The sequence below is a fragment of the Streptomyces sp. NPDC057877 genome (assembly GCF_042796855.1).
GTDB lineage: Bacteria > Actinomycetota > Actinomycetes > Streptomycetales > Streptomycetaceae > Streptomyces.
Genome location: NZ_JBHVMS010000005.1, coordinates 376,463 through 401,119, shown reverse-complemented (window position 1 = coordinate 401,119; position 24,657 = coordinate 376,463). Strand labels below are relative to the sequence as shown.

24 protein-coding genes are annotated in these 24,657 nt (G+C 72.5%); 17 read left to right on the top strand and 7 right to left on the bottom strand.

All coding sequences use genetic code 11. The features are described from left to right. Positions 1-97: 97 nt before the first annotated feature. Positions 98-379, bottom strand: a complete 282-nt coding sequence (locus ACFVQG_RS16865) for an Lrp/AsnC family transcriptional regulator (RefSeq protein ID WP_210919017.1) — start codon at positions 377-379, stop codon at positions 98-100. Continuing rightward, a complete protein-coding gene (locus ACFVQG_RS16860) occupies positions 376-1,119 on the bottom strand; it encodes a rhomboid family intramembrane serine protease (protein WP_383382797.1) in 744 nt (247 codons plus the stop codon). Before ACFVQG_RS16860 ends, ACFVQG_RS16865 begins: the two co-directional genes overlap by 4 nt. Before the next feature lie 155 nt (positions 1,120-1,274). Here ACFVQG_RS16860 and ACFVQG_RS16855 point away from each other — a divergent pair, with 155 nt between their 5' ends. From ACFVQG_RS16855 to ACFVQG_RS16835, 5 genes are all read left to right on the top strand, one after another. After that, the gene (locus tag ACFVQG_RS16855; RefSeq protein WP_189260670.1) at positions 1,275-1,514 is read left to right on the top strand and encodes a hypothetical protein; all 240 of its coding nucleotides are present in this window, start codon (positions 1,275-1,277) and stop codon (positions 1,512-1,514) included. Between the two features lie 38 nt (positions 1,515-1,552). Further along, complete coding sequence (locus ACFVQG_RS16850; protein WP_383382793.1) at positions 1,553-2,896, top strand: NYN domain-containing protein; 1,344 nt, start codon at positions 1,553-1,555, stop codon at positions 2,894-2,896. Positions 2,897-3,142: 246 nt separating this feature from the next. After that, positions 3,143-4,177, top strand: a complete 1,035-nt coding sequence (locus ACFVQG_RS16845; RefSeq protein WP_383382788.1) for an NlpC/P60 family protein — start codon at positions 3,143-3,145, stop codon at positions 4,175-4,177. A gap of 200 nt (positions 4,178-4,377) precedes the next feature. Beyond that, positions 4,378-5,391, top strand: a complete 1,014-nt coding sequence (locus ACFVQG_RS16840) for an NlpC/P60 family protein (protein ID WP_383382785.1) — start codon at positions 4,378-4,380, stop codon at positions 5,389-5,391. 39 nt (positions 5,392-5,430) lie between these two features. Continuing rightward, on the top strand, positions 5,431-6,630 hold the full coding sequence (locus ACFVQG_RS16835) for a hypothetical protein (RefSeq protein WP_383382782.1): 1,200 nt from the start codon (positions 5,431-5,433) through the stop codon (positions 6,628-6,630). On the opposite strand, the gene ACFVQG_RS16830 is transcribed toward ACFVQG_RS16835, so the two are convergent. After that, entirely contained in the window at positions 6,587-7,831 is a 1,245-nt protein-coding gene (locus ACFVQG_RS16830) for a glycosyltransferase 87 family protein (protein ID WP_383382779.1), read from the bottom strand. The two genes, ACFVQG_RS16835 and ACFVQG_RS16830, sit on opposite strands and share 44 nt — an antisense overlap. A 69-nt stretch (positions 7,832-7,900) precedes the next feature. Between ACFVQG_RS16830 and ACFVQG_RS16825 the strand changes: the two genes are divergently transcribed. Next, the gene (locus ACFVQG_RS16825) at positions 7,901-9,043 is read left to right on the top strand and encodes a glycosyltransferase family 4 protein (protein WP_383382776.1); all 1,143 of its coding nucleotides are present in this window, start codon (positions 7,901-7,903) and stop codon (positions 9,041-9,043) included. Positions 9,044-9,058: 15 nt separating this feature from the next. Here the strand turns inward: ACFVQG_RS16825 and ACFVQG_RS16820 are convergent, their stop codons facing one another. Further along, positions 9,059-10,855, bottom strand: a complete 1,797-nt coding sequence (locus ACFVQG_RS16820) for an AMP-dependent synthetase/ligase (RefSeq protein ID WP_383382773.1) — start codon at positions 10,853-10,855, stop codon at positions 9,059-9,061. A gap of 296 nt (positions 10,856-11,151) precedes the next feature. Between ACFVQG_RS16820 and ACFVQG_RS16815 the strand changes: the two genes are divergently transcribed. The 6 genes from ACFVQG_RS16815 (at position 11,152) to ACFVQG_RS16790 (ending at position 16,243) form a co-directional block, all read left to right on the top strand. Further along, positions 11,152-11,949, top strand: coding sequence for a metallophosphoesterase (locus ACFVQG_RS16815; RefSeq protein WP_383382770.1), 798 nt, complete (start codon positions 11,152-11,154; stop codon positions 11,947-11,949). Positions 11,950-12,029: 80 nt separating this feature from the next. Further along, a complete protein-coding gene (locus ACFVQG_RS16810; protein WP_383382767.1) occupies positions 12,030-12,470 on the top strand; it encodes an SRPBCC family protein in 441 nt (146 codons plus the stop codon). A gap of 109 nt (positions 12,471-12,579) precedes the next feature. After that, positions 12,580-13,758, top strand: a complete 1,179-nt coding sequence (locus ACFVQG_RS16805) for an ArsA family ATPase (RefSeq protein WP_383382763.1) — start codon at positions 12,580-12,582, stop codon at positions 13,756-13,758. A gap of 57 nt (positions 13,759-13,815) precedes the next feature. Next, a complete protein-coding gene (locus ACFVQG_RS16800; RefSeq protein WP_383382760.1) occupies positions 13,816-14,340 on the top strand; it encodes a DUF5304 domain-containing protein in 525 nt (174 codons plus the stop codon). Positions 14,341-14,395: 55 nt separating this feature from the next. Next, positions 14,396-15,349, top strand: coding sequence for an ROK family glucokinase (locus ACFVQG_RS16795; RefSeq protein ID WP_383382757.1), 954 nt, complete (start codon positions 14,396-14,398; stop codon positions 15,347-15,349). 114 nt (positions 15,350-15,463) lie between these two features. Further along, positions 15,464-16,243 carry an endonuclease/exonuclease/phosphatase family protein gene (locus tag ACFVQG_RS16790; RefSeq protein ID WP_383382754.1) on the top strand — a complete coding sequence of 260 codons (780 nt, stop codon included), beginning with the start codon at positions 15,464-15,466 and terminating at the stop codon, positions 16,241-16,243. A 41-nt stretch (positions 16,244-16,284) separates the two neighbouring features. Here ACFVQG_RS16790 and ACFVQG_RS16785 read toward each other — a convergent pair whose 3' ends face one another. Beyond that, positions 16,285-16,887 (bottom strand): hypothetical protein, encoded by a 603-nt coding sequence (locus ACFVQG_RS16785; protein ID WP_383382751.1) that lies wholly within the window; start codon positions 16,885-16,887, stop codon positions 16,285-16,287. After that, positions 16,880-17,659: an alpha/beta hydrolase gene (locus tag ACFVQG_RS16780; protein WP_383383833.1), complete on the bottom strand. Its 780-nt coding sequence runs from the start codon at positions 17,657-17,659 to the stop codon at positions 16,880-16,882. The genes ACFVQG_RS16785 and ACFVQG_RS16780 overlap by 8 nt, the downstream gene beginning before the upstream one ends. 159 nt (positions 17,660-17,818) lie before the next feature. Between ACFVQG_RS16780 and ACFVQG_RS16775 the strand changes: the two genes are divergently transcribed. The 5 genes from ACFVQG_RS16775 to ACFVQG_RS16755 all read left to right on the top strand — a co-directional run bounded on the left by ACFVQG_RS16775 (position 17,819) and on the right by ACFVQG_RS16755 (position 22,725). Beyond that, a complete protein-coding gene (locus ACFVQG_RS16775; RefSeq protein ID WP_383382748.1) occupies positions 17,819-18,598 on the top strand; it encodes a lysophospholipid acyltransferase family protein in 780 nt (259 codons plus the stop codon). Positions 18,599-18,674: 76 nt separating this feature from the next. Next, a complete protein-coding gene (gene macS, locus ACFVQG_RS16770; protein WP_383382745.1) occupies positions 18,675-19,883 on the top strand; it encodes a MacS family sensor histidine kinase in 1,209 nt (402 codons plus the stop codon). Continuing rightward, entirely contained in the window at positions 19,880-20,557 is a 678-nt protein-coding gene (locus tag ACFVQG_RS16765) for a response regulator (protein ID WP_383382742.1), read from the top strand. Before macS ends, ACFVQG_RS16765 begins: the two co-directional genes overlap by 4 nt. Positions 20,558-20,638: 81 nt before the next feature. After that, a complete protein-coding gene (locus tag ACFVQG_RS16760; RefSeq protein ID WP_383382739.1) occupies positions 20,639-21,673 on the top strand; it encodes a 6-phosphofructokinase in 1,035 nt (344 codons plus the stop codon). 56 nt (positions 21,674-21,729) lie between these two features. Further along, positions 21,730-22,725, top strand: coding sequence for a 2-hydroxyacid dehydrogenase (locus tag ACFVQG_RS16755; RefSeq protein ID WP_383382738.1), 996 nt, complete (start codon positions 21,730-21,732; stop codon positions 22,723-22,725). Here ACFVQG_RS16755 and ACFVQG_RS16750 read toward each other — a convergent pair. Beyond that, complete coding sequence (locus tag ACFVQG_RS16750; protein ID WP_383382735.1) at positions 22,677-24,557, bottom strand: anthranilate synthase family protein; 1,881 nt, start codon at positions 24,555-24,557, stop codon at positions 22,677-22,679. The genes ACFVQG_RS16755 and ACFVQG_RS16750 overlap by 49 nt on opposite strands. Between the last annotated feature and the right edge of the window lie 100 nt (positions 24,558-24,657).

Genomic DNA, 24,657 nt, shown 5'->3' with positions numbered 1-24,657 from the left:
GTGGGATGAGCGGCGGATGAAGAACTCTTCATCTGGTGAGTGCGGGGGAGGGGGGGTGCCGCTCGGCGTGGGCGCTCGGCCCGACCGGTCGCCCGCCCTAGCTGTCCAGCCCGATCGCGAACGCCGCCTCCAGGTCGTGCTGGGAGTACGTCCGGAAGGCCACGTGCGTGTCCGTCGCCTCGACGCCCGGGATCTTGCTGATGCGGCCGGGGATGACCTCCGCCAGGTCCTCGTGCTCACGCACCCGCACCATCGCGATCAGGTCGTACGTGCCCGTCACGGAGAAGACCTCGCTGACGCTCTCCAGGGAGGCGATCTGCTCGGCGATCTCGGGGATCCGGTCCACGCTGGTCTTGATGAGGACGATCGCGGTGATCACGGCTGGTTCTCTCCCTCGGGGGCCGGAGCTGGGGGCGCCTTCACTCTAGTCGTACGGCCGAAGCGGGCCCACGCGAAGCAGAAGCCGAGGCCGAAGCCCAGGAGGTGGGCCAGATAGGCCACGCCCGGCCCCTGGGTGGCCCGCCCCGCCGCCAGCCACTGGAGGGCCGCCCAGAAGGGCAGCACGACCCAGGCGGGGAACCGTACCGGCAGGAAGAACAGGAACGGCAGGAGACTGGTGACCCGGGCGTCGGGGAAGAGGAACAGGAACGCGCCGAGGACCGCCGAGATCGCGCCGGACGCGCCGACCAGCGACTGCTGGGAGTCGGCGTTGGCGGCCGCGTAGCCCAGCAGGGCGAGGCAGCCGCAGCCGAGGTAGAAGAGGGTGAACTGCACGCGGCCCATCCGCTCCTCGGTCATCGCGCCGAAGACGTAGAGGAAGAGCATGTTGCCGAGCAGATGCACCCAGCTGCCATGGACGAAGAGGGCCGTCGCGGGGGTGAGAACGGCACGGGCGGAACCCTCGAACAGATCTGCGGGGACGACGCCCCAGCGCCGGAAGTAGGCGCGCTGCGCGATGAGCAGTTCGTCCCCGGAGCCGTACGCCGGACTCAGGCCCGAGGCGGGGCCCGCCAGGAAGATCAGGCAGCACAGGGCGATCAGTGTGTGGGTCACCGGCGCGGTCGGCCGCCGCATCGATCTGCTCGCCCTGAGGGCCACCGTGCTCCAAGCGCTGATCATGGACATAGAGCATGACGTAACGGGACGCGCACGCACAGATCGCCTCGCCGCCGCGAGCGGGCGGGCGTCGGGTCCCCGCCAGGCCGTAGGGTTACGTGCCACATGCGCCGGGGAAACTGGCGCATCACGGAAACTAGAAGGAGAGAACAGGCGCGATGACGGTTCCCCTGCCGACCGCCACGACGCGGTGGCGCTGCACCCTGTGCGGCAACCTCACCCGCTTCGACGTGACGCGCTCGTCGAAGGTCGTCGAGTACGTCCACCTCGACCTGGCCGGTGCGCCCAAGGTCGAGGAGCGCGAGGTGGTCAGTGAGACCATCGAGTCGGTGCGCTGTCGCTGGTGCAACGCGGTGGACCAGGTGGAGCTGGTGGACAGGCCGGGAGCCGACTCCTGATCGGGAGGCGGCCCCGTACGGACATTGAGGTGTGACGGATGGTGGAGACCACAGGCGGGGGGCCGGGCGACGGCGCCGCTGAGGTGCTCGACCGTCCGCTGCCCGAAGCGGTGCGCCGCAAGGTCGTACAGATCGTCGCCGACGGCTTCGGCGGGCTGACCGTGGCCGAACTGCCCGCACAGCTCAGGCAGTACGCCCGGTTCGCCCCGAACCGTCGCGCCAAGTTCGCGGGCAACGCGATGGCCGCGGCGCTGGAGACCGATCCGCTGTTCCGCCAGCGCATCGGCGAGAAGCTGAGAGAGGCGCAGCCGGAGCTGACCGGCGCCCTCGACTCCGGCTCACCGCCCCCGGCCGCGGACCCGCTGGACGTGGCGTCCGCGGCCTACGTGCTGCGCCCGACCGGCTGGGTGAAGCTGGTGACCGCCGCCGGTGAGGAGGCCCAGCGGGCGGACGCCGAGCGCGCCGACGAGGAGAGCCGCGCCGAGCTGGAGCGGCTGCGCGCCGAACTCACCGCCGCCCGGGAGCAGACCCGCACCGAGACCGAGCGGCTGCGTGCCGAACTGGACGGCGCGAAGAAGGAAGCCGAATCGCTTCACCGCAAGCTGCGCGCCGCCCTCAGCGACGTCAAGCGCGGCGAGGCGGCGCTGCGCAGGATCCAGGGCGAGATGGAGACGGTCCGCGCCGAGGGCCAGACCCAGGTGTCCGCCGCGGAGAGCGAGACCCGGCGTCTGAAGGCCCGGCTCGGCGAGGCGGAGGCCGCCCTCGAGGCCGCCCGGCGCGCCGCCCGTGAGGGCCGCAGCGTCGAGGACATGCGGGTGCGGCTGCTGCTCGACACCGTGCTGGACGCGGCCCAGGGGCTGCGCCGGGAGCTGGCGCTGCCACCGGTCTCCGTACGCCCCGCCGAGACCGTGGACGCGGTCGAGCCGGGCCGGATGACACCGAAGGACATCGCCGCCCGCGCGCTGTCCGAGCACGACCCGGCGATCCTCGACCAGTTGCTGGCGCTGCCCCAGGTCCATCTGGTCGTCGACGGCTACAACGTCACCAAGACCGGCTACCCCCAGATGCCCCTGGAGCAGCAGCGGCTGCGGCTGCTCGGCCAGCTCTCCCAGCTCGCCGCGCAGACCGGCGCCGAGGTGACCTGTGTCTTCGACGGGGCCGAACTGGTCGCGCCGGTGCTGCTCGCGCCGCCGCGCGGGGTGCGGGTGCTGTTCTCCAAGCCCGGCGTCACCGCCGACGAACTGATCCGGCAACTGGTGCGCGCCGAGCCGCCGGGCCGACCGGTCATCGTCGCCTCCACGGACCGCGAGGTCGCCGACGGGGTGGCCCGGGCGGGCGCGCGCCCGGTGGCGTCGGCGGTTCTCCTCAAGCGCCTCTCCTGACGCTCTCCCGCACGCGGCTTTCCTGACGTTCACCCCAACCGCAACGTTCAGGCGTCATGCCGGAATTGATGGGGTTGCGGTGCAGCACTGTGTCAGGGGCGTATCACTGGTTGTGACCCAAGTGCAAAGAATGAGCGCTGTGACGAGATTTTTCAGCTCAGAATTTGAACTGATCACAACTGGGTCACTAGGGTCTGGCCTCGAACCTCCGAGCGGGCAGTAACTCACATGAAGGAGTCCGCCTCCGTGGCGTCCCACCGTCGACCCAAGCAGCCGAGCCGCACGCGCGTGACCGTGCTGACCACGGCAGCCGCCGCAGCCGTCGCCCTCAGCTCCCAGGCGGCCAACGCCGCCCCCAGTGAGAAGCCGAGCAAGGACGAGGTCAAGGCGAAGGTCGACAAGCTCTACGAAGAGGCGGAGCACGCTACCGAGAAGTACAACGGCGCCAAGGAGAAGCAGGAGAAGCTCCAGAAGGAGATCTCCACCATCCAGGACAACGTCGCCCGCGGTCAGGAGGAGCTGAACGACCTGCGCGACGGCCTCGGTTCGATGGCCAGCGCCCAGTACCGCAGCGGTGGCATCGACCCCTCCGTGCAGCTGTTCCTCTCCGCCGACCCGGACGACTACCTCGACAAGGCCTCCACGCTCGACCAGTTGAGCGGCCAGCAGGTCGAGGCGCTGAAGAAGATCCAGGTCAAGCAGCGCGAACTCGCCCAGCAGCGCTCCGAGGCCTCCGGCAAGCTCAAGGACCTCTCCTCCACCCGGACCGAACTGGGCAAGAAGAAGTCCGAGGTGCAGGCCAAGCTCGCCGAGGCGCAGAAGCTGCTCAACACGCTCACCGCCGCCGAGAAGGCCGCCCTCGCCGCCGAGGAGGAGCGCGCCACCCGCGCCAGCGAGCGCACCGCCCTCACCACGCCCAGCGCCCCCGCCACGGGCCGGGCGGCCTCGGCCTACTCGGCCGCCCAGAGCAAGATCGGCTCGCCCTACGTCTACGGCGCCAGCGGCCCCTCGTCCTTCGACTGCTCCGGCCTCACCTCCTGGGCCTTCGCGCAGGCTGGCATAGCCATCCCGCGCACCTCGCAGGCGCAGGCCAGCGCGGGCCCCCGCATCTACTCGCAGAGTGACCTCCAAGTCGGCGACCTGGTCTTCTTCTACGGCGACCTGCACCACGTCGGCTTCTACGCGGGCAACGGCCAGGTCCTGCACGCCCCGCGCACCGGGACCGTCGTGCGCTACGAGTCGATCAACAACATGCCGTACCAGTTCGGCGTGCGCATCTGAGCCCGGTCCAAGATCGGGACACGATGCCGCCCGTTCGGGCGAATTCACGCGACCCCCGATGACCCCACGCCCCGCCGGTGACCTGCGTCAGTGGCGGGGCGTCACCGTGCGTGCCCGCCAAGGTCTTTGGCCGCGCCCCCGCCACGGGGCTACTGTCTGCCGCGTTTCCCTGTCCGCAAGCGGAAGGAGCACGGCTTCCCGTGGGGTCCCATCGCCGCCAACCGGCCTCCGGTTTCAACCGGGGTGCCGCCGTCGCGGTCTCCGTCCTGTCGGCCGCCGCGGCCGCCCTCGGCGCCCTGCCGGCGCTCGCCGCGCCGCACGACGACACCCGCGCCGAGGTCGACCGCCTCTACGCGCAGGCCGAGAAGGCCACCGAGGACTACAACAAGGCCCATGAGCGCACCGACGCGCTGCGCGACGAGGTCGGCGCCGTCCAGGACCGCGTCGCCCGCCAGCAGGAGCACATCAACTCCCTGCGGGAGACGCTCGGTTCACTGGCGGGCGCCCAGTACCGCTCCGGCGGTCTCGACCCCTCCATGGAGCTGCTGTTCTCCGCCGACCCGGCCGACTACCTCGACAAGGCCTCCGTCCTGGACCGCATCAGCGTCCACCACGCGGGCAAACTGGCCGACCTCCAGGAAGCCATGCGCGAACTCTCCCAGGACCGTGCCGAGGCCACCCGCTCCCTCGGTGAACTCGAGAAGAGCCGGAAGGCGGTCGCCGCGCACAAGCGCACCGTCGAGCGGAAACTCGCCAAGGCCCGCCAGCTCCTCAACTCCCTCCCGGACGAGGACCGCGACGCCTACGACCGCACCTCCCGCTCCGGCCGCACCGACCTGCCCGACCTCGGGAACGCCGTCCCGGCCTCGGGCCGCGCCGCCGCCGCGGTCGCCGCCGCCCGCTCCGCGCTCGGCAAGCCGTACGTCTGGGGCGCGGCCGGGCCCGGCGGCTTCGACTGCTCGGGCCTGATGCACTGGTCCTACGCCCAGGCCGGGGTCGCCCTGCCGCGCACCTCCCAGGGCCAGCGGTACGCCGGACAGCAGGTACCGCTCTCCCAGGCCCGCCCCGGCGATCTGGTGACCTACCGCTCCGACGCCAGCCATGTCGCGATGTACATGGGCAACGGCCAGGTGATCCACGCCCCCTACCCCGGTGCGCCGGTGCGCTACGACCCGGTCGGGATGATCCCGGGCGCGACGGTCACCAGGATCTAGGGGCTGGCGGGCCGCTCGTACCCCCGTACGATCGGACAGATGGCTGGTCGAGGGCGGGCGCCCGGGTTCGGGGTGCTGATATCCGCGGTGGTGGCGGTCTGTGCGCTGCTCGTGTCCCTGGTGGGGTGCGGCGGGGGGTCGGCGTCCGACCGGGCCGAGGGGGAGGTGCGGCGGCTGCTGGACCGCAGGGCCGCCGCCGTGCTCGACCGGGACCTGGCGGCGTACCGGAGCACGGGCAGCACGGTCGGGTTCGGGAACCTGCGGTCGGTGCCGCTGGCCGCCTGGTCCTACGAGCTGACCGGGCTGCGGCTGACCGGCGACACCGCCACCGCGGACGCCCGGCTGCGCTACCGCCTCGACGGCTACGACCCCGCGCCGGTCGTCACGGGCCGGGTGCTGAAGCTGGCCCGGGACGCGGACGGAGCGTGGGACGTGGTCTCCGACCGGCCCGCGCACCAGTCCGCCCAGCAGCCCTGGGACCAGGGCCCGGTGCGGACCGTCCGCGGTGAACGCAGCCTGGTGCTGGGCATCGGACAGTCCCCCGAGGAGCTGCGCGGCTACGCCGAGCTGGCGGACCGGGCGGTTCCGGCGGTGACCGAGGCCTGGGGGACCCGGTGGAGCCGACGCGTCGTGGTCGTCGTACCGGAGTCGCTCGACGACATGGCGGCCCTGCTCGGCTCGCCCGCCTCCGCCTACCGGGGCATCGCCGCGGTGACCACCGGCGAGGTCGGTGCCCGGGCCACCGCGGACCGGATCATCGTCAACCCGGACGCGTACGGCGTCCTCGGCGCCGTCGGCCGACAGGTCGTCCTCACCCACGAGACCACCCATGTCGCCACCCGCGCCCACACCCACGCCGCCACCCCGCTGTGGCTGTCCGAGGGGTACGCGGACTGGGCCGGGTACCGCGGCACCGGCCGCACCCCCGCCGAGGCCGCGCCGGAGCTGGCCCGCACGGTCGCCGAGGGCCGGGGCCCGCGTCGGCTGCCCACCGACGAGGACTTCGCCTTCACCGGCGACGCCGCCGCCCTCGCGCAGGCCTACGAGGGCGGCTGGCTGGCCTGCAGGCTGATCGCCGAGAACTGGGGCGAGGACCGGCTCGGGGAGTTCTACCGGGCCGTGGGCGCGCACCCGCGGCGGGCGGGGGCGGTGGAGGGCGCGCTGCGCGAGGTGCTGGGCATCACGCCCGAGGAGTTCACCGAGCGGTGGCGGGCGTATCTGCGGGTTCAGTTCGGCTGACCGGGGCCACCGGTTCCACGGCCTCCGGCCGGGTCGTCGCGCGCCACAGCTCGCGGGCCGCGAGGACGGTGGCCAGGACCAGCAGGCCGTTGCGGACGAACAGCAGGGTGACGCCGAGCGCGTCGCTGGCCACGACATGGGCGAACCACAGCGGGAACTCCAGCGTCGTCACCAGGCACGCGGTCAGCACCAGGACGGCCGGGCGGTGCATCCTGCTCGCCCGGAAGCCCAGGCAGACCGCGGCCAGACCGACCAGCCACACCAGGTACTGGGGGCTGATCACCCGGCTGGTGACCGTGAACAGCAGCACCGCCACGAAGGCCGCGTCCGCCGCCGTGTGCGGCAGGAACCGCACCGCCAGCATCCGCCACACCAGCAGCCAGCCGAAGGCCATCCCGGTCAGCGTCAGCGCGACCGTGCTGACGGTCTGCACGTGCGGCCCGAGGAACTCCACCGAGCCGTAGTTCAGCAGGACCCGGCCCTCCCAGCCGAAGTGCCGGGCCACATGGAAGACCAGCGCGCCCAGCGACTCCACCTCGGTGCCCCGGTCGCGCTGGAAGGTCAGGAACGCGAACGCGCCCGGCATGGTCAGCGTGAACAGCGCCGCGATCACCCCCGCCGTCACCGCCGCCGCGGCCCACGCCCGCCGCCGCACCACACCCACCAGCAGCATCGCGGGCCACACCTTCAGCATCGCCCCGAACGCCGCCAGCGCGCCCAGCACCCGGGGCCGCCGGACGCCCGCGAGCAGCGCGGCCACCGCCACCGCGGTCACCATCACGTCGTAGCGCGCGTACACCGTCGGCCCGAGCAGCGGCACGCCCACCACCCACACCCAGGCGCCGCGCGGGGTGCGGCCCGGCCGGGTGCCGGAGTAGGTCAGCAGGGCGAGCACCGCGAGGTCGGCGAGGACGACCAGGACGTAGAAGGCCTCCGCGTAGCCGAGGAAGGGCAGCAGCGCGGGGGAGAGGATCGCCAGCGCGGCGGCGGGCGGGTACTGCCAGGTGACGTCGTCCAGAGGGAACGTTCCGCCGCGCAGCGTCTCGTACCAGCCGTGGTAGATCACCGAGACATCGCCGGTGACGTCAGGACCGGGGAAGACGAACACCTTGAAGACGAAGAGGAGCAGCAACAGCCGGGTCGGCACCCAGACCGCGGGCAGCGCCAGCAGCCCACGCGGCCGCACATCCGTCTTCTCCACCTGAGCCCCTGCTTCCGTCCCGCGCGGCCGTGCCGAGCTGTGAGTCTACGTTGGGTAGGGTCGGCCTCGATGCGCAAGACCCTCATCGTCACCAACGACTTCCCGCCCCGCCCCGGCGGCATCCAGGCATTCCTGCACAACATGGCGCTGCGCCTCGATCCCGAGCGGCTCGTGGTCTACGCCTCCACCTGGAAGCGCACCCGCGAGGGCGTCGAGGCCACCGCCGCCTTCGACGCGGAGCAGCCCTTCACCGTCGTACGCGACCGTACGACGATGCTGCTGCCGACGCCCGCCGCCACCCGGCGGGCCGTGGGCCTGCTGCGGGAACACGGGTGCACGGCGGTGTGGTTCGGGGCGGCGGCACCGCTCGGGCTGATGGCGCCCGCGCTGCGCCGGGCCGGGGCCGAGCGGCTGGTGGCCACCACCCACGGGCACGAGGCCGGATGGGCGCAACTGCCCGCCGCCCGGCGCCTGTTGCGCCGCATCGGCGACTCCACCGACACCCTCACCTACCTCGGCGAGTACACCCGCTCCCGGATCGCCGCCGCGCTGAGCGACGGGGCGGCCGGGCGGATGGCCCAACTGCCGCCCGGCGTCGACGAGAAGACCTTCCACCCCGGCTCCGGCGGCGCCGAGGTCCGCGCCCGGCTCGGGCTCACCGACCGGCCGGTGGTGGTGTGCGTCTCCCGGCTGGTGCCGCGCAAGGGCCAGGACACCCTGATCCTCGCCATGCCGCGGATACTCACCGTCCAGCCCGACGCCGTCCTGCTGATCGTCGGCGGCGGCCCCTACGACAGGCAGCTGCGCCGTCTCGCCGCGGAGACCGGAGTCGCCGCGTCGGTGCGCTTCACCGGGGCCGTGCCCTGGAGCGAGCTGCCCGCGCACTTCGGCGCCGGGGACGTCTTCGCCATGCCGTGCCGGACCCGGCGCGGCGGACTCGACGTCGAGGGCCTCGGCATCGTCTACCTGGAGGCCTCCGCGACCGGGCTGCCCGTGGTCGCCGGGGACTCCGGCGGCGCCCCCGACGCCGTCCTGGACGGGGAGACCGGCTGGGTGGTGCGCGGCGGCTCGGTGGAGGACACCGCCGACCGGATCACCACCCTCCTCGGCGACGACGGGCTGCGCCGTCGGATGGGGGAGCGGGGGCGGCGGTGGGTCGAGGAGAGGTGGCGGTGGGAACTGCTCGCGGAGCGGCTGGAGAAGCTGCTCTGACCGTGCCCCGGGCCGCTACTTCGCGTAGATCGCCTCGATCTCGGACGCGAAGTCCTTCGCCACCACGTTCCGCTTGAGCTTCAACGACGGCGTGAGATGGCCGGAGTCCTCCGTGAACTGCGAGCCCAGCACGCGGAACTTGCGCACCGACTCCGCCTTGGACACCGCCGCGTTGCCGTCGTCGACCGCCGACTGCACCGCCGCCAGCAGGTCCGCGTCGTCGCGCAGGGACGCCGCGGTGGAACCCGCCGGTTTGCCGTGCTCGGCCGCCCAACGGCCCAGGAACTCCTCGTCGATGGTGATCAGCGCGCCCACGAACGGCCGCCCGTCGCCCACCACCATGCACTCGGCGACCAGCGCGTGTGCCCGGATGCGGTCCTCGATCACGGCCGGGGCGACGTTCTTGCCGCCCGCCGTCACCAGGATCTCCTTCTTGCGGCCGGTGATCCGCAGATAGCCGTCCTCGTCGAGGGTGCCGATGTCACCGGAGTGGAACCAGCCGTCCGCCAGCGCCTCCGCGGTGGCCTGCGGGTTGTTCCAGTACTCCTTGAAGATGTGCTCGCCGTGCAGCAGCACCTCGCCGTCGTCGGCGATCCGCACCACCGAACCGGGCAGCGGCTGGCCGACCGTGCCGATCTTCTGCCGGTCCCACGGGTTGAACGCGGTCGGCGCGGTCGTCTCGGTGAGGCCGTAGCCCTCCAGGACCGTGAAGCCGATGCCGCGGAAGAAGTGGCCGAGCCGCTCGCCGAGCGGGGCACCGCCGGAGATGGCGTACTCGCCCCGGCCGCCGAGCACCGCGCGCAGCTTGCTGTAGACGAGCTTGTCGAACACCTTGTGCTTGAGCTTCAGCCCGAGGGACGGGCCGGACGGGGTGTCCAGCGCACGGCTGTACAGGATCGCGGTGTCCGCCGCCTTGTCGAAGATCTTGCCCTTGCCGTCCGCCTGCGCCTTCGCCCGCGCCGAGTTGTAGACCTTCTCGAAGACCCGCGGCACGCCCAGGATCAGCGTCGGCCGGAACGCGGCCAGTTCGTCGGTGAGGTTCTTGATGTCCGGCAGGCAGCCCAGCTTGATCGGCGCGATCATCGGGGCGATCTGCACCATCCGGCCGAAGACATGGGCCAGCGGCAGGAACAGCAGCACACTGCACTCGCCGGTGCGGAACAGCGGGCGCAGCCGCTCCACGACATTGCCGCAGTCCGCGAAGAAGTTGCGGTGGGTGAGCACACAGCCCTTGGGGCGGCCCGTGGTGCCGGAGGTGTAGACGATCGTCGCCGGGTCGTCGGCCTTCGCCTGCGAGCCGCGCTCCTCGACGGTCTCGTCACTGACCTCCTGCCCGGCCCGGACCAGCTCCTCGATCCCGCCGCCGTCGATCTGCCACAGGTGCTTCAGCTCGGGCAGCCGGTCGCGCACCGACTCCACGGCGGCCGTGTGGTGGTCCTGCTCGACGACGCAGGCGGTGGCGCCGGAGTCGCTGAGGATCCACTGCACCTGCTCCGGCGAGCTGGTCTCGTACACCGGCACGGTGATCGCGCCCGCGCTCCAGATCGCGAAGTCGAGCAGCGTCCACTCGTAGCGGGTGCGGGACATCAGGGCGACCCGGTCGCCCGGCTGCACACCGGAGGCGATGAGGCCCTTGGCCGCGGCGCGGACCTCGGCGAGGAACTCGACGGCGGTCACGTCCTGCCAGACGCCGCCGACCTTGCGGGCGATCACGGCGACGTCCGGGTGCTGCGCGGCGTTTCTGCGGACGATGTCGGTCAGGTTGCCGTCCGCGGGGACCTCGTACAAAGCCGGAAGGCTGAACTCGCGCAAGACTGCTGCTCCTCATAGGGCGCCGGCGCCACGACGTTGTGTTGCTGCGACGGTGCGGTCCAAGGCTCGGGCAGGTGCTCGGGGCTTCGGATGTTGAAAACCAGAGCACGACTGGACTGCCCGGACGTTACCCGCCGGTATGGCTGTTCGACAGGGGGTCCCGGCGAGATGTTCGCTGCGTCACACAGGTTGGTGTTGCTGCGCGCACAGTAGTCCACGGGTTTCCCGGCTGGCGAGTCGTCGCAGGTCCGGCCGCCACTGTTCACGTTTGCCGCACGCGCTTACGCTTGATCGCCATGGCACTTACACGAGCCGGTGACGGGGTCACGCGGGTCCATGTGGTGAGCGACGTGCACGGCAACGCGCGTGATCTGGCGAGGGCGGGTGACGGCGCGGACGCTCTCATCTGCCTGGGCGACCTCGTCCTCTTCCTCGACTACGCCGACCACTCGCGCGGTATCTTCCCCGACCTGTTCGGCGTGGAGAACGCGCACCGCATCGTGGCGCTGCGCACCGAGCGCCGCTTCGAGGAGGCGCGCGAGTTCGGGGCCCGGCTGTGGGCGGGGATCGGCGCGGACCGGGCGGCGGTGATCGAGCGGGCGGTGCGCAAGCAGTACGCCGAACTGTTCGCGGTGTTCCCCACTCCTACGTACGCCACCTACGGCAATGTCGATATGCCGCCGCTGTGGCGGGAGTACGCCGGGCCCGGCACCACCGTGCTCGACGGGGAGCGGGTGGAGATCGGCGGCCGGGTCTTCGGCTTCGTCGGCGGCGGGCTGCGCACGCCCATGCGCACGCCGTACGAGATAAGCGACGAGGAGTACGAGGCGAAGATAGCGGCGGTCGGTGAGGTCGACGTGCTGTGCACGCACATACCGCCGGAGGTGCCGGAGCTGGTCTACGACACCGTGGCGCGCCGTTTCGAACGCGGGAGCCGGGCGCTGCTGTCCGCGATCCGGCGCACCCGCCCGCGCTACGCGCTCTTCGGACACGTGCACCAGCCGTTGGTACGGCGGATGCGGATCGGGGCGACCGAGTGCGTGAACGTGGGGCACTTCGCGGGAACGGGGCGGCCGTGGGCGCTGGAGTGGTGAGCCGGGGTGACGTCGGTCTCCGTGCCGCGCGGTAGCCTGGCACCCTCCCGCACCGGACCGTAACTGGAGGAGCCACGGCGATGGCGGAACACACCAGCTCTAGCATCACGATCGAGGCCCCTGCGGCCGACGTCATGAGCGTCATCGCCGACTTCGCCCGGTACCCGGACTGGACGGGAGAGGTGAAGGAGGCGGAGGTCCTCGCCACGGACGCGCAGGGGCGGGCGGAGCAGGTGCGGCTCGTCATGGACGCGGGTGCGATCAAGGACGACCAGACGCTGGAGTACACCTGGGCCGGGGGCAACGAGGTCTCCTGGACGCTGGTCAAGTCCCAGATGCTGCGCTCCCTGGACGGCTCCTACCTGCTGAAGCCGCTGGGCCCGTCGTCGACGGAGGTCACCTACCAGCTGACCGTCGACGTCAAGATCCCCATGCTCGGCATGATCAAGCGCAAGGCGGAGAAGGTCATCATCGACCGGGCGTTGGCGGGCCTGAAGAAGCGGGTCGAGGCGACGAGCTGAAGGCTCCGCGGGTCTGCACAGCGGCACCCCGTGACGCCGGGCCCCGCGCCCACCCCCGGCCAGCAGCGACGCCGGGTACCCGAAAAGGCGTCCGTTACCGTTCACCCCCATGCGCACCATCCTGATCACCGGCCCAGGCGGAGCAGGCCGTACCACCGTCGCCGCCGCCACCGCCCTGGCCGCCGCCAGGCAGGGCACCCGCACACTCGTCCTCGGCACCGACCCCACCGACACCCTCGGCACGGCGCTGGGCACGCCCACGGGCCCGGTGCCACGGCAGGCCGCGCCGCACCTGACCGCCTGGCGCCCCGACCCGGCGACCGGATTCCGTGCCGACCTCGCCGCCCTCCAGGACCGCGCCACCACCGCCCTGGACCTGCTGGGCGCCACCGGCCTCGACCCCGAGGAGGCCACCCCCCTCCCCGGCGCCACCGAACTGGCCCTCCTGCGCGCCCTGCGCGACGCCGCGCTCGCCGACGACGCGCACGACCTGCTCGTGGTGGACCTGCCCCCCACCCCGCACGCCCTCGCCCTGCTCGCCCTCCCCGAGCAGCTCCGCCGCTACCTCCGCCGCCTGCTCCCGCGGGAACGGCAGGCGGCCCGCGCCCTGCGCCCAATGCTGGGACGGCTCGCGGGCGTCCCCATGCCCGCCGAGTGGCTGTACGAGGCCGCGGCCCGCTGGGACGTCGAGCTGGCCGCCGCCGAAGCCGTCCTCGCCGACCGCGACACCGTCGTACGACTCGTCGCCGAACCCTCCCCGGCCGGTCAGGACGCCGTCCGCACCGCCACCCTCGGCCTCGCCCTGCGCGGCCTGCGCACGGACCTGCTGGTCGCCAACCGCGTCTTCCCGGAGCCGACCGCGGACACCCGGCTCGCCGGGGTGATCGCGCAGCAGCGCAAGGCGGTGGAGGAGTGGCGGGAGTCGTACGACGTCCGCACCGTCGACCACCTCGGCCGCGACCCCCGCGGCGGCGACGACCTCACCACCCTCGCCGTGCCCACCGTCAACCCCCGGGAAAGCCGCCCCACGGTCGAGTGGCCCGTCACCGACCACCTCGCCGACGACGGCGTCCTCGTCTGGCACATCCCCCTGCCCGGCGCCGCACGCGACGACCTCGACCTCATCCGGCGCGGCGACGAACTCGTCATCACCGCCGGGCAGTTCCACCGGATCGTGCCCCTGCCCTCCGCCCTGCGCCGGTGCACCGTCTCGGGCGCCGGACTGCGCGACGGCGAGCTGTGCGTCCGGTTCGCGCCGGACCCCGGGCTCTGGCCGACGGCACGGTGAATCCGCGAGGCCCGTTCGGGTAACGTCGTAAGGACGAACCGTAGTCAGGAGCCCGCCATGAGCGAAGAGCGCCCCACCTCCGACGCAGCTCCCGAGGAGGCGGCCGACGAGGTCCGTCGCGCCACCGACGCCGACGCCTGGGCGACCGCCTGCGCCGAGGACCTGGAGGCGGAGAAGGCCCGCCGCCGCGCCGAGCAAGGGCGGCCCCCCGGCTCGGCCGCCGACGAGCTGCGCAAGCTCGTCGACTCGGTCACGGACAGGCTGTCCAGCCTGCAGTCCCCGCTGTTCGGAGCGGTCGCCGGACCCGCCGCCCAGCAGGTGGTGCAGCAGGTCGTCCAGCAGGCCAAGGCCGCCGTCGAACCGGTCATCGAACGCAACCCGGACGTCTTCGACCATCTCGCCGCCGCCGGACAGGAACTCCTCGCCGCCTACCGCTCCGCGGTCCAGGCCCAGGAGAGCCGCTGGACGTCCGGCGCCAGGGACTTCCGCGAGGACCTGGGCGGCGACCTGGACCAGGACCCCAGCGATCCCCGCGATCCCGGCGAGGGCACCGGCCCAGGGCAGCGCATCGACTTGGACTGACCTGCCACTCGGGTACGGTTGGCCGTAGCGGGGCTCGACCGAAACTGAGGGATTCATGGGACTCACCATCGGCGTCGACATCGGCGGCACGAAGATCGCGGCCGGCGTGGTCGATGAGGAAGGCAACATCCTCTCGACCCACAAGGTGCCGACCCCGGGCACGCCCGAGGGCATCGTGGACGCCATCGCCTCCGCGGTGGAGGGCGCGCGCGCCGGGCACGAGATCGTCGGCGTGGGCATCGGTGCCGCCGGATACGTCAACCGGCAGCGCTCCGAGGTCTACTTCGCCCCGAACATCGACTGGCGCAACGAGCCGCTCAAGGAGAAGGTCGAGGCCCGCGTGGGCCTCCCCGTCGTCGTCGAGAACGACGCCAACGCCGCGGCCTGGGGCGAGTACAAGTTCGGCGCGGGCAAGGGCCACCGCAACGTCATCTGCATCACGCTCGGCACCGGACTCGGCGGCGGCATCATCATCGGCAACAAGCTGCGCCGCGGGCACTTCGGCGTGGCCGCCGAGTTCGGCCACATCCGCATGGTCCCGGACGGGCTGCTGTGCGGCTGCGGCTCGCAGGGCTGCTGGGAGCAGTACGCCTCCGGCCGCGCCCTCGTGCGGTACGCCAAGCAGCGCGCCAACGCCACCCCGGAGCGCGCCGAGACCCTGCTCGCGCTGGGCGACGGCACCCCCGACGGCATCGAGGGCAAGCACATCTCCATGGCCGCCCGCCAGGGCGACCCGGTCGCCGTCGACTCCTACCGCGAGCTGGCCCGCTGGGCCGGAGCCGGGCTCGCCGACCTCGCCTCCCTCTTCGACCCCTCCGCGTTCATCGTCGGCGGCGGCCTCTCGGACGAGGGCGACCTGGTCCTGGACCCCATCCGCAAGTCCTACAAGCGCTGGCTGGTCGGCGGCAACTGGCGTCCGGTGGCCGACGTGATCGCCGCCCAGCTGGGCAACAAGGCGGGCCTCGTCGGCGCCGCCGACCTGGCCAGGGAGCCCGACCCGATCATGTAAGCCGGGGCACGTGTCCGCCCTCAGGGGCGCGGGGAACTGCGCGACGAGCCACGACGAACCGTCAGTCGCCAATGAACCCCGCGCCCCGGGCCCTTGGGCGTACATTGGATCACCATGGCGCCGCTCCCCATGTCTGTCACGGAGCCCGACGGCTCCGCCGTCCTCCGCGTCCTCAGCTACAACATCCGCTCGATGCGCGACGACACCGCCGCCCTCGCCCGAGTGATCACCGCCTGCGCCCCCGACCTGGTTCTCGTCCAGGAGGCCCCCCGCTTCTTCCGCTGGCGCAAGAAGCTCGCCCGCCTCGCCTCCGAGTCCGGTCTGGTGATCCTCGCGGGCGGCGGCACGGCCGCCGGTCCCGCCCTGCTGTGCTCCCTGCGCGCCACCGTCGAGCGCACCGAGGACGTCCTGCTGCCGCTCACCCCCGGTGAGCACCGCCGCGGCCTCGCGACCGCCGTCGTCCGCTTCGGCGGCGCCCGCCTCGGCGTCGTCAGCTGCCATCTCTCGCTCCAGCGGGACGAGCGCTACGAACAGGGCGGCATGCTCCTCGACCGGGTCGCCGCGCTGGGCACGGAGCACGTCGTCGCGGGCGGCGACCTCAACGAACGCCCCGGCGGCCGCACCTTCCGGCGGCTCTCCGAGGACCTGCGGGACTGCTGGGCCGTAGCCCCCTGGGGCGCGGAGCACACCTTCTCGGCCACCGGCCCGCACCAGCGCATCGACGCGATCTTCGCCACCAAGGCCATCGAGATCCTCGGCTGCGGAGTGCCCCTCGGCCACCCCGGTGTGACGGAGGCAGACCTGAGGGCGGCCACGGACCACCTCCCGGTCCTGGCCGCCCTCAAGGTACCCGCGGCGGACCAGGGCTTGGCTGACGATTCCCGTCGTCGCTGAGCAGGCGGGAGTCGTCAGCCAGGCCCTGGCGGCCGGGCGGTCTAGACGACCGCCCCCCGCCCCGGATCGTCGTCCTCGTCGTCATCCGTCCGCATCCGCATCACCAGCGTGGCGAAGCCGCCCAGGAAGCCGCCGATGCCGACGGTCGTCAGCCACCAGGTCATCTCCCGGCCGAGCAGCACCGCCAGCAGAAGCAGCAGCGGACCGCCGAGCACCGCGAGCCAGGCGAACTTGGAGGTGGCGTCGGCGGCGGGCAGCGGCGGCGGCTCGGGCGGCACGAAGTGGCCCTCGTCGTCCCGGTCGAAGTCCTCCTCGGACGGCTCGGGCACCGAGTAGTCACGGGGACCGGAACCGGCGCCCACCCCGGGGGCGAAGACCACCGAGCCGCCCAGGGAGGTGGCCGGGTCGGCCTTGCTGTCGTCGGTCTTGGTGTCACCCGGCTCCGGGTCCGCCGAGTCGGCGCCGTTCGGCTCCGCCTCCAGCAGGGCCAGGTCCTCCACCGACTTGAACGGCTTCGAGCCGGGCGGGTCCGGCGGCTCGTCGCCGTACGCGGCGACGATCGCGGCCCACGCGGCCTCCTCGTCGAACGGGACACCCGCCTCGTCCGGATCGCGGCCCTCGCGGTCGGACTCGTGCTCAGCCACCTGCGGTCGTCCCTTCCTTGCCGACACGGGGAGCGAGCCGGCCGATGAACGCGATGCTCTCGTCGAAGATCCGGTCCGCGTCGTGGTCCAACGTCGCGACGTGGTAGCTCTGTTCCAGCAGGATCTCCTTGACGTCCGTCGACGAGACCCGGCTGAGGATCCGCGCCGAGTCGGCGGGCGGCACCACATGGTCCTGCGCGCTGTGCAGCAGCAGCAACGGCTGGGTGACCTGCGGCAGCTCACCGTCGACCCGGCGGAAGAAGTTCCGCAGGGAGTGCGCGGCGTGCAGCGGGACCCGGTCGTAGCCGGTCTCCACGCTGCCCGGCTTGGCGATGTCGCTGGCGATGCCCCGGGTGGTGCGGACCAGGTGCCGGGCCACGGGGAGGGCGTACGCGGACAGGCCGTGCACCTTGTTCGCCGGGTTGACGACCACGACGCCGCTGATGGCGTCCCCGTGCCTGGCCGCCAGCCGCAGCGCGAGGGCGCCGCCCATGGACAGGCCGCAGACGAACACCTGGGCGCACTGCGCGGTGAGGGCGCGCAGCTCGCGGTCCACCTCCGCGTACCAGTCCTGCCAGCCGGTGAGCTGCATGTCCTCCCAGCGCGTGCCGTGGCCGGGCAGCAGGGGCAGGGAGACGGTCAGGCCGTGCCCGGCGAGGTACTCCGCCCAGGGGCGCAGCGACTGCGGGGAACCGGTGAAGCCGTGGCAGAGCAGTACGCCGACCTCTCCGCCTTCATGGCGGTACGGCTCGGCTCCAGGGAGGACCGGCACCTTCGGTCTCCTGTTCATGAGAGGGGCGTGAACGATCCGGGTCTGCTTCACCGTACGCGACCGCACTGACACCGACCAGGGCCGCAGGCCCCATTGGGCGGGCTCCGGGTTAAGGTCTGTTCCACAGACACAGGAGGCACTCGGTTGTTGTACGGCGCGATGAAGGTATCCATCGGGGGTCCGCTGAAGCTCGTCTTCCGGCCCTGGGTGGAGGGCCTGGAGAACGTCCCCGCCGAGGGCCCCGCGATCCTCGCCTCCAACCATCTGTCCTTCTCGGACTCCTTCTTCCTGCCCGCGGTCCTGGACCGCAAGGTCACCTTCATCGCCAAGGCCGAGTACTTCACCACGCCCGGCCTGAAGGGCCGGATGACGGCCGCCTTCTTCAAGGGCGTGGGCCAGCTGCCGGTGGACCGCTCCGGGGCGCGCGGCGCGGGCGAGGCCGCGGTCAGGAGCGGCATCGAGGTGCTGGAGCGCGGTGAGCTGTTCGGCATCTACCCCGAGGGCACCCGCTCGCCCGACGGCCGCCTCTACCGCGGCAAGCCGGGCGGCCTCGCGCGCGTGGCGCTCGCCACCGGCGCCCCGGTGCTCCCCGTCGCCATGATCGACACCGAGAAGATCCAGCCGCCCGGCCAGGTCGTGCCCAAGCTGATGCGCCCGGGCATCCGCATCGGCAAGCCGCTGGACTTCCGCCGGTACCAGGGCATGGAACACGACCGCTTCGTGCTGCGCGCGGTGACCGACGAGGTCATGTACGAGATCATGAACCTTTCCGGCCAGGAGTACGTCGACATGTACGCCACGGCGGCCAAGCGGCAGATCGCGGAGGCGGCGAAGGCCGAGAAGGACGCCGCGAAGGCGGCGCGGGCCGCGCTGGCACAGGCCGAGAAGGAACAGGCGGAGAAGGAGAAGCGGGCCGAGCGGGACGACCGGAACCAGTAGCGTCGGTCCGGGCCCGGCGGCGTCAGTCCGGGCCGTACCGCGGGTGGCGGGCCGTCCAGGCCAGGGGGTGGGGGACATGACCGAGCGTGAGCGGGTCATGAAGATGTCGGTCGAGCAGCCGCTGTGGCGTGCGCTGGCGGGCTACCGGGTGCTGACCATGGTGTACGCGGTCGGCCTGTTCGTCCGCGCCCACGACGAGTTCGCGCGTCCCTGGGTCGCCACGGCCTTCTTCACCGTCCTCGTCGTCTGGACCCTGGCCACCCTGCCCCGGGTGGCGAACGCGGCCAGCTGCACCAAGCGGTTCCTCACCGCGGACCTGACCATCGCCCTGGTGGGCATCCTGCTGACCCGGTTCGCCGACTCCACCGAGCGCATCGAGGCGGGCAACGCGACGCTGCCGTCCATATGGACGGCGGGCAGCGTGCTCGCCTTCGCCCTCAAGGGCGGCTGGCGCTGGGCGGCCTTCGCCTCCACGCTGGTCGCCGCCGCCAACCTGATCCACCGCGGCTCCCCGACCCGGGACACCGTCCACGCCGTGATCCTGGTCTGGGTCGCCTCCATCGCCATCGGCTACGTCGTCGAGGTCGCCCGCGCCTCCGAGCGCACCCTCGCCCGCGCCCTGGAGATCGAGGCCGCGACCCGGGAGCGCGAGCGGCTCGCGCGGGACATCCACGACAGCGTCCTCCAGGTGCTGGCCATGGTGCAGCGCCGCGGCGCGGTCATCGGCGGCGAGGCGGCCGAGCTGGGGCGGCTCGCGGGCGAGCAGGAGGTGGCGCTGCGCACGCTGGTCTCCGGCGGTCTGCGCGCACCGGACGCGGCGGTCCCGCCCGCGCGGGCCGAGGAGCGCCGGGACGGCCCCGTCGACCTGCGCACGCTGCTGACGCCGTACGCCGGGGCCCGCGTCAGCCTCGCCGAGCCCGGCGCCCCGGTGCCGCTGCCCGTGGCCGCCGCCGAGGAACTGGCGGCGGCGGTGGGGGCGGCCCTGGACAACGTCCGCAGGCACGCGGGCGAGGGCGCGCAGGCCTGGATCCTCGTCGAGGACGAGCCGGACGAGGTGATCGTGACCGTACGCGACGACGGCCCCGGCATCCCCGAGGGCCGGCTCGCCCAGGCCGAGGGTGAGGGGCGGCTCGGGGTGGCGCTGTCGATCCGGGGGCGGCTGCGCGACATCGGCGGTACCGCCGAGCTGATCTCGGTGCCGGGCCAGGGCACCGAGGTCGAGCTGAAGGTGCCGAAGGGGACGAAGGAGACCACGACCGCACGGGGGAAGGCAGAGACACGATGAGCGAACAGCGGGGCCCGATCAAGGTCATGGTGGTCGACGACCACCCCATGTGGCGCGACGCCGTCGCCCGCGACCTGGCCGAATCCGGACTCGACGTGGTGGCCACCGCCGGGGACGGCGAGCAGGCGGTGCGCCGCGCCAAGGCCGCCGCCCCCGACGTCCTGGTGCTCGACCTGAACCTGCCCGCCAAGCCGGGCGTCCAGGTCTGCAAGGAACTGGTCGCCGCCAACCCCGCCCTGCGGGTGCTGGTGCTGTCCGCGAGCGGTGAGCACGCCGACGTGCTGGAGGCGGTGAAGTCCGGCGCCACCGGCTATCTGGTGAAGTCGGCCTCCACCGAGGAACTGCTCGACGCGGTACGCAGGACCGCCGCGGGGGACCCGGTGTTCACCCCGGGCCTCGCGGGCCTCGTCCTCGGCGAGTACCGCCGCCTCGCCGCCGAGCCCGCGCCCGCCCCCGACGCGGGCGAGCCCGACGCGCCCCGGCTCACCGACCGCGAGACCGAGGTGCTGCGCCTGGTCGCCAAGGGCCTGAGCTACAAGCAGATCGCCGAGCGCCTGGTGATCTCCCACCGCACCGTGCAGAACCACGTCCAGAACACCCTCGGCAAGCTCCAGCTGCACAACCGCGTCGAGCTGGTCCGGTACGCCATAGAGCGCGGTCTCGACGAGGAGTAGCCCGCCCCCGGTAGCGTGGCCCGTACGGCAGCACGGCAGCACGGCACACCCGGTACGGCAACCGTGGCGAAGGGACGTCCCATGAGGGTCGGAGTACTGACCGGAGGCGGCGACTGCCCCGGCCTCAACGCCGTCATCCGCGGCATCGTCCGCAAGGGCGTGCAGGAGTACGGCTATGAGCTGATCGGCTTCCGGGACGGCTGGCGCGGCCCCCTGGAGGGCGATGTGGTGCGCCTGGACATCCCCGCCGTGCGCGGCACCCTGCCCCGCGGGGGCACCATCCTCGGCTCCTCGCGCACCGACCCCCTCCAGCAGGGCGAGACCGGGGTGCGCCGGATCCGGGAGAACCTCGCCAAGCACGAGATCGACGCGCTCATCACCATCGGCGGCCGCAACACCCTCTCCATCGCCGCCCGGCTCCACGAGGAGCACGGCATCCCCTGCGTGGGCGTGCCCAAGACCATCGACAACGACCTGGCCGCCACCGACCACACCGTCGGCTTCGACACGGCCGTCAACATCGCCACCGAGGCCATCGACCGGCTGCACACCACCGCCGAGTCCCATATGCGGGTCCTCGTGGTGGAGGTGATGGGCCGTCACACCGGCTGGGCCGCCGTCCGCTCCGGCCTGGCCGGGGGCGCCAACGTCATCCTCATCCCCGAGCAGCCCTTCGACCTGGACCAGGTGTGCGCCTGGGTGACCTCACGCTTCAAGGCGTCGTACGCCCCCATCGTGGTCGTCGCGGAGGGCGCCGCGCCGGTGGGCGGCGACCCGATGCCCGGGGACGACGACGAGTCGGACCCCTCCGGCCCGGTCCCGCTGTCCGGCATCGGCGAGTGGCTGGCCAGGGAGATCGAGCGGCGCACCGGCAAGGAGGCCCGTACCACCGTGCTCGGCCATGTGCAGCGCGGCGGCACGCCGAGCGCCTTCGACCGCTGGCTCGCCACCCGCTTCGGCCTGCACGCCATCGACTGCGTGCGCGACGGCGACTACGGCCGGATGGTGGCCCTGCGCGGCCTGGACATCGTCCGGGTCCCGCTCGCGGAGGCGAAGGCGCCGCCGCGGACGGTCAGCCCGGAGCTGTACGCGGAGGTCGGCGTGTTCTTCGGCTGAAGATCGTATATTCGGCAGTACCGGCAGCCGCACGGCTCACGACTTCGGGAGGTCCCGTGGAGATCCTGGCATTCGGTGTGCAGGCGGACGAGCGGCCCCTGATCGAGCGGGCCTTCCGCGGCCACCACGAGGTCCGCTGCCTGGACGTCTTCCTCAACGCGGACACGGCCCCCATCGCCGCGGGCCACGAGATCATCTGCACCAGCGTCAACTGCGACCTGGGCCACCAGGTCCTCCAGACCCTCGCGACCGGCGGCACCCAGATGGTCGCCCAGCGCTCCACCGGCTTCAACAACATCGACCTGGCGGTGGCCGACCGGCTCGCCATGACGGTCGCCAGGGTGTCGTACTACTCGCCGTACGCCGTCGCCGAGTTCGCCTGGACCCTCGCCATGGCCGTCAACCGCCGGATCGTGCGCGCCTCCACCCGCACCCGCGACTTCGACTTCCGCCTCGAGGGACTGATGGGCCGCGACATGTACGGCCGCACCGCGGGCGTCCTCGGCACCGGCAAGATCGGCGAGGCGTTCGCCCGGATCGCCCACGGCTTCGGCATGCGGCTGCTCGGCTGGGACGTCGCCGAGAACCCCGAGTGCATGCGGCTGGGCATGCGCTACGTCCCCAAGGAACAGCTCCTCGCCGAGTCCGACGTCATCTCCCTGCACGTGCCGCTGATGCCGGAGACCCAGCACCTCATCGACGCCGCCGCGCTGAAGTCGATGAAGGACGACGCCATCCTCGTCAACTCCAGCCGCGGCGGCCTCATCGACACCGCCGCGCTGGTCACCGAGTTGCGCGCGGGCCGCTTCACGGGCGTCGGCCTCGATGTGTACGAGGCGGAGGCGGGCCTGTTCTTCCTCGACAAGTCCCTCCAGGCCATCGAGGACGACACCCTGGCCCGCCTCGTCACCTTCCCCAACGTCCTGGTCACCTCCCACCAGGCGTACTACACCCAGGAGGCGGTCGGCCAGATCGTCGAGGCCACCCTGAAGAACGTCCTCGACTACCGCGCGGGCCGCCGCTCGGAGAACGTGCTCGTGCCGCGCAGCTGACCGACCAGCTCCCGTACGACCCCGGCGCCGTTCAGCGTCAGCACCGACTCGGGGTGGAACTGCACGCTCGCGAAGCCCGGCCCGCGCAGCGCGTGCACCTCGCCGCCCGCGCCGCGGCTGACCTCGACGCCGTGCGCCGCCAGCCCGGTGGCCGCCCCGTCGTCGCAGCGCGCCACGAAGCTGTTGTAGAAGCCGACCGTCTCCGCCCGCCCGAACAGGTCGATCGTCGTCTGCGCCCCCTGGTACGGCACCTCCTTGCGGACGATCTCCAGCCCCAGCTCCGCCGCGATCAGCTCGTGCCCGAGACAGACGCCGAGCACCCCGTGCCGGTCCGCCCCGATGACCTCGGCGGTCAGGGCGCGCAGGAACCGCATCTTCGGATCGGCCGTGTCGGACGGGTCACCGGGGCCCGGCCCCAGCACCAGCGGGCCCTCGTGCGCGAGCGCCGCCTCCCGCAGCCCCGGCTCGTCGTACCGCCGGACGGTCACCTCCAGACCCCCGGAGCGCAGCACGTGCGCCAGCATGGCCGTGAAGGTGTCCTCACCGTCGACGACCAGGGCGTGCCCCGCGAGGGCGTCCGACCGCTCCTGCATCCGCAGCCAGAACGGCGCGAGCGAGGCCCGGCGCCCGTCCAGCGCGGCCCGCACCCGGGGGTCGTCGGCCAGCACCGGCCGTACGGACTCCTCGCGGGGGCGCTGCTCGCGTACCCCCAGCGCCGCCAGCACCCCGGCCGCCTTGGCGTGCGTCTCCGCCACCTCGCCCGCCGGATCCGAGCCGCGCACCAGCGTGGCGCCGACAGGGACCCGCAGGCGGCCGTCGGGGGAGATGTCGGCGGTGCGGATGAGGATGGGGGAGTCCAGGGTCTGGGCGCCACCGGAGTCCCGGCCGAGAAGGGCCAGGGCGCCCGCGTAGTAGCCGCGTCCTCCCGCCTCGTGGCGTTCGATCACCCGGCAGGCGTTCTGCACCGGCGACCCGGTGACGGTCGCCGCGAACATGGTCTCCCGCAGCACCTCCCGTACGTCCAGCGAGGACTTGCCGCGCAGCTCGTACTCGGTGTGCGCGAGGTGCGCCATCTCCTTCAGCCGCGGCCCGACGACGACCCCGCCCATGTCGCCGACGGTGCACATCATCTTCAGCTCCTCGTCGACCACCATCGACAGCTCCTCGATCTCCTTGCCGTCGGCGAGGAAGCCGAGCAGATGCTCCGGGGTGGGCCCCTCGGCGGGATAGCGGTACGTCCCGCTGATCGGGTTCATCACGACCGTGCCGCCCGCCATCCGCACATGCACCTCGGGACTCGCGCCCACCAGCGTCCGCTCCCCGGTGTGCACGACGAACGTCCAGTAAGCGCCCCGCTCACCCTCCAGCAGCCGCCGGAACAGCGCCAGGGCGTCCGCTCTGCCGAAGCCGGGGATCTCACCCTCGTACGTCCTGCGGATGACGAAGTTCGCGCCCTCGCCGCGCCCGATCTCCTCCCGCAGGACCCGTCCGACGATCTCCGCGTACTCCTCGTCGTCCACGTCGAAGCCGCCGCCCTCGACCCGCACCCGGTGCGCCGGGAGCAGCTCGAGCACCTGGGCGAGCGGGATCTCGTAGGTCTCCTCGGGGACCAGGACCGTCAGCGGGGTGCCGTCGTCGCGGACGTCGAAGCCGCGCTCGCGGATCTGCCGGAACGGCACCAGCGCGAGGCCCTCGTCGGGCAGGTCGGCGAGCCGTTCACGCACCGAGACCGGGCCGACGAGCAGCTCGACGGTGTCCTGGTCGTGCCCCGGGGCGCGGCGGCGGAGCAGGGCGAAGGGGCGGGGATCGGTGAGCAGATCGGGCAGGTGCATGGTCGTACTCCTTCGAACGGAGAAGGAGAGACGGCCCGGATCCGGAAAGCACCGAAGGCCGCCTCTCGGGCGGCCTTCGCGAAGTGTTGCGTACGCGCAG

Excerpts from the sequence above, each read along its gene's own strand:
- ACFVQG_RS16860 (WP_383382797.1), bottom strand. The coding sequence starts at position 1,119 with ATGATCAGCGCTTGGAGCACGGTGGCCCTCAGGGCGAGCAGATCGATG.
- ACFVQG_RS16855 (WP_189260670.1), top strand. The coding sequence starts at position 1,275 with ATGACGGTTCCCCTGCCGACCGCCACGACGCGGTGGCGCTGCACCCTG.
- ACFVQG_RS16850 (WP_383382793.1), top strand. The coding sequence starts at position 1,553 with ATGGTGGAGACCACAGGCGGGGGGCCGGGCGACGGCGCCGCTGAGGTG.
- ACFVQG_RS16835 (WP_383382782.1), top strand. The coding sequence starts at position 5,431 with ATGGCTGGTCGAGGGCGGGCGCCCGGGTTCGGGGTGCTGATATCCGCG.
- ACFVQG_RS16825 (WP_383382776.1), top strand. The coding sequence starts at position 7,901 with ATGCGCAAGACCCTCATCGTCACCAACGACTTCCCGCCCCGCCCCGGC.
- ACFVQG_RS16815 (WP_383382770.1), top strand. The coding sequence starts at position 11,152 with ATGGCACTTACACGAGCCGGTGACGGGGTCACGCGGGTCCATGTGGTG.
- ACFVQG_RS16810 (WP_383382767.1), top strand. The coding sequence starts at position 12,030 with ATGGCGGAACACACCAGCTCTAGCATCACGATCGAGGCCCCTGCGGCC.
- ACFVQG_RS16805 (WP_383382763.1), top strand. The coding sequence starts at position 12,580 with ATGCGCACCATCCTGATCACCGGCCCAGGCGGAGCAGGCCGTACCACC.
- ACFVQG_RS16800 (WP_383382760.1), top strand. The coding sequence starts at position 13,816 with ATGAGCGAAGAGCGCCCCACCTCCGACGCAGCTCCCGAGGAGGCGGCC.
- ACFVQG_RS16795 (WP_383382757.1), top strand. The coding sequence starts at position 14,396 with ATGGGACTCACCATCGGCGTCGACATCGGCGGCACGAAGATCGCGGCC.
- ACFVQG_RS16790 (WP_383382754.1), top strand. The coding sequence starts at position 15,464 with ATGGCGCCGCTCCCCATGTCTGTCACGGAGCCCGACGGCTCCGCCGTC.
- ACFVQG_RS16775 (WP_383382748.1), top strand. The coding sequence starts at position 17,819 with ATGAAGGTATCCATCGGGGGTCCGCTGAAGCTCGTCTTCCGGCCCTGG.
- macS (WP_383382745.1), top strand. The coding sequence starts at position 18,675 with ATGACCGAGCGTGAGCGGGTCATGAAGATGTCGGTCGAGCAGCCGCTG.
- ACFVQG_RS16765 (WP_383382742.1), top strand. The coding sequence starts at position 19,880 with ATGAGCGAACAGCGGGGCCCGATCAAGGTCATGGTGGTCGACGACCAC.
- ACFVQG_RS16760 (WP_383382739.1), top strand. The coding sequence starts at position 20,639 with ATGAGGGTCGGAGTACTGACCGGAGGCGGCGACTGCCCCGGCCTCAAC.
- ACFVQG_RS16750 (WP_383382735.1), bottom strand. The coding sequence starts at position 24,557 with ATGCACCTGCCCGATCTGCTCACCGATCCCCGCCCCTTCGCCCTGCTC.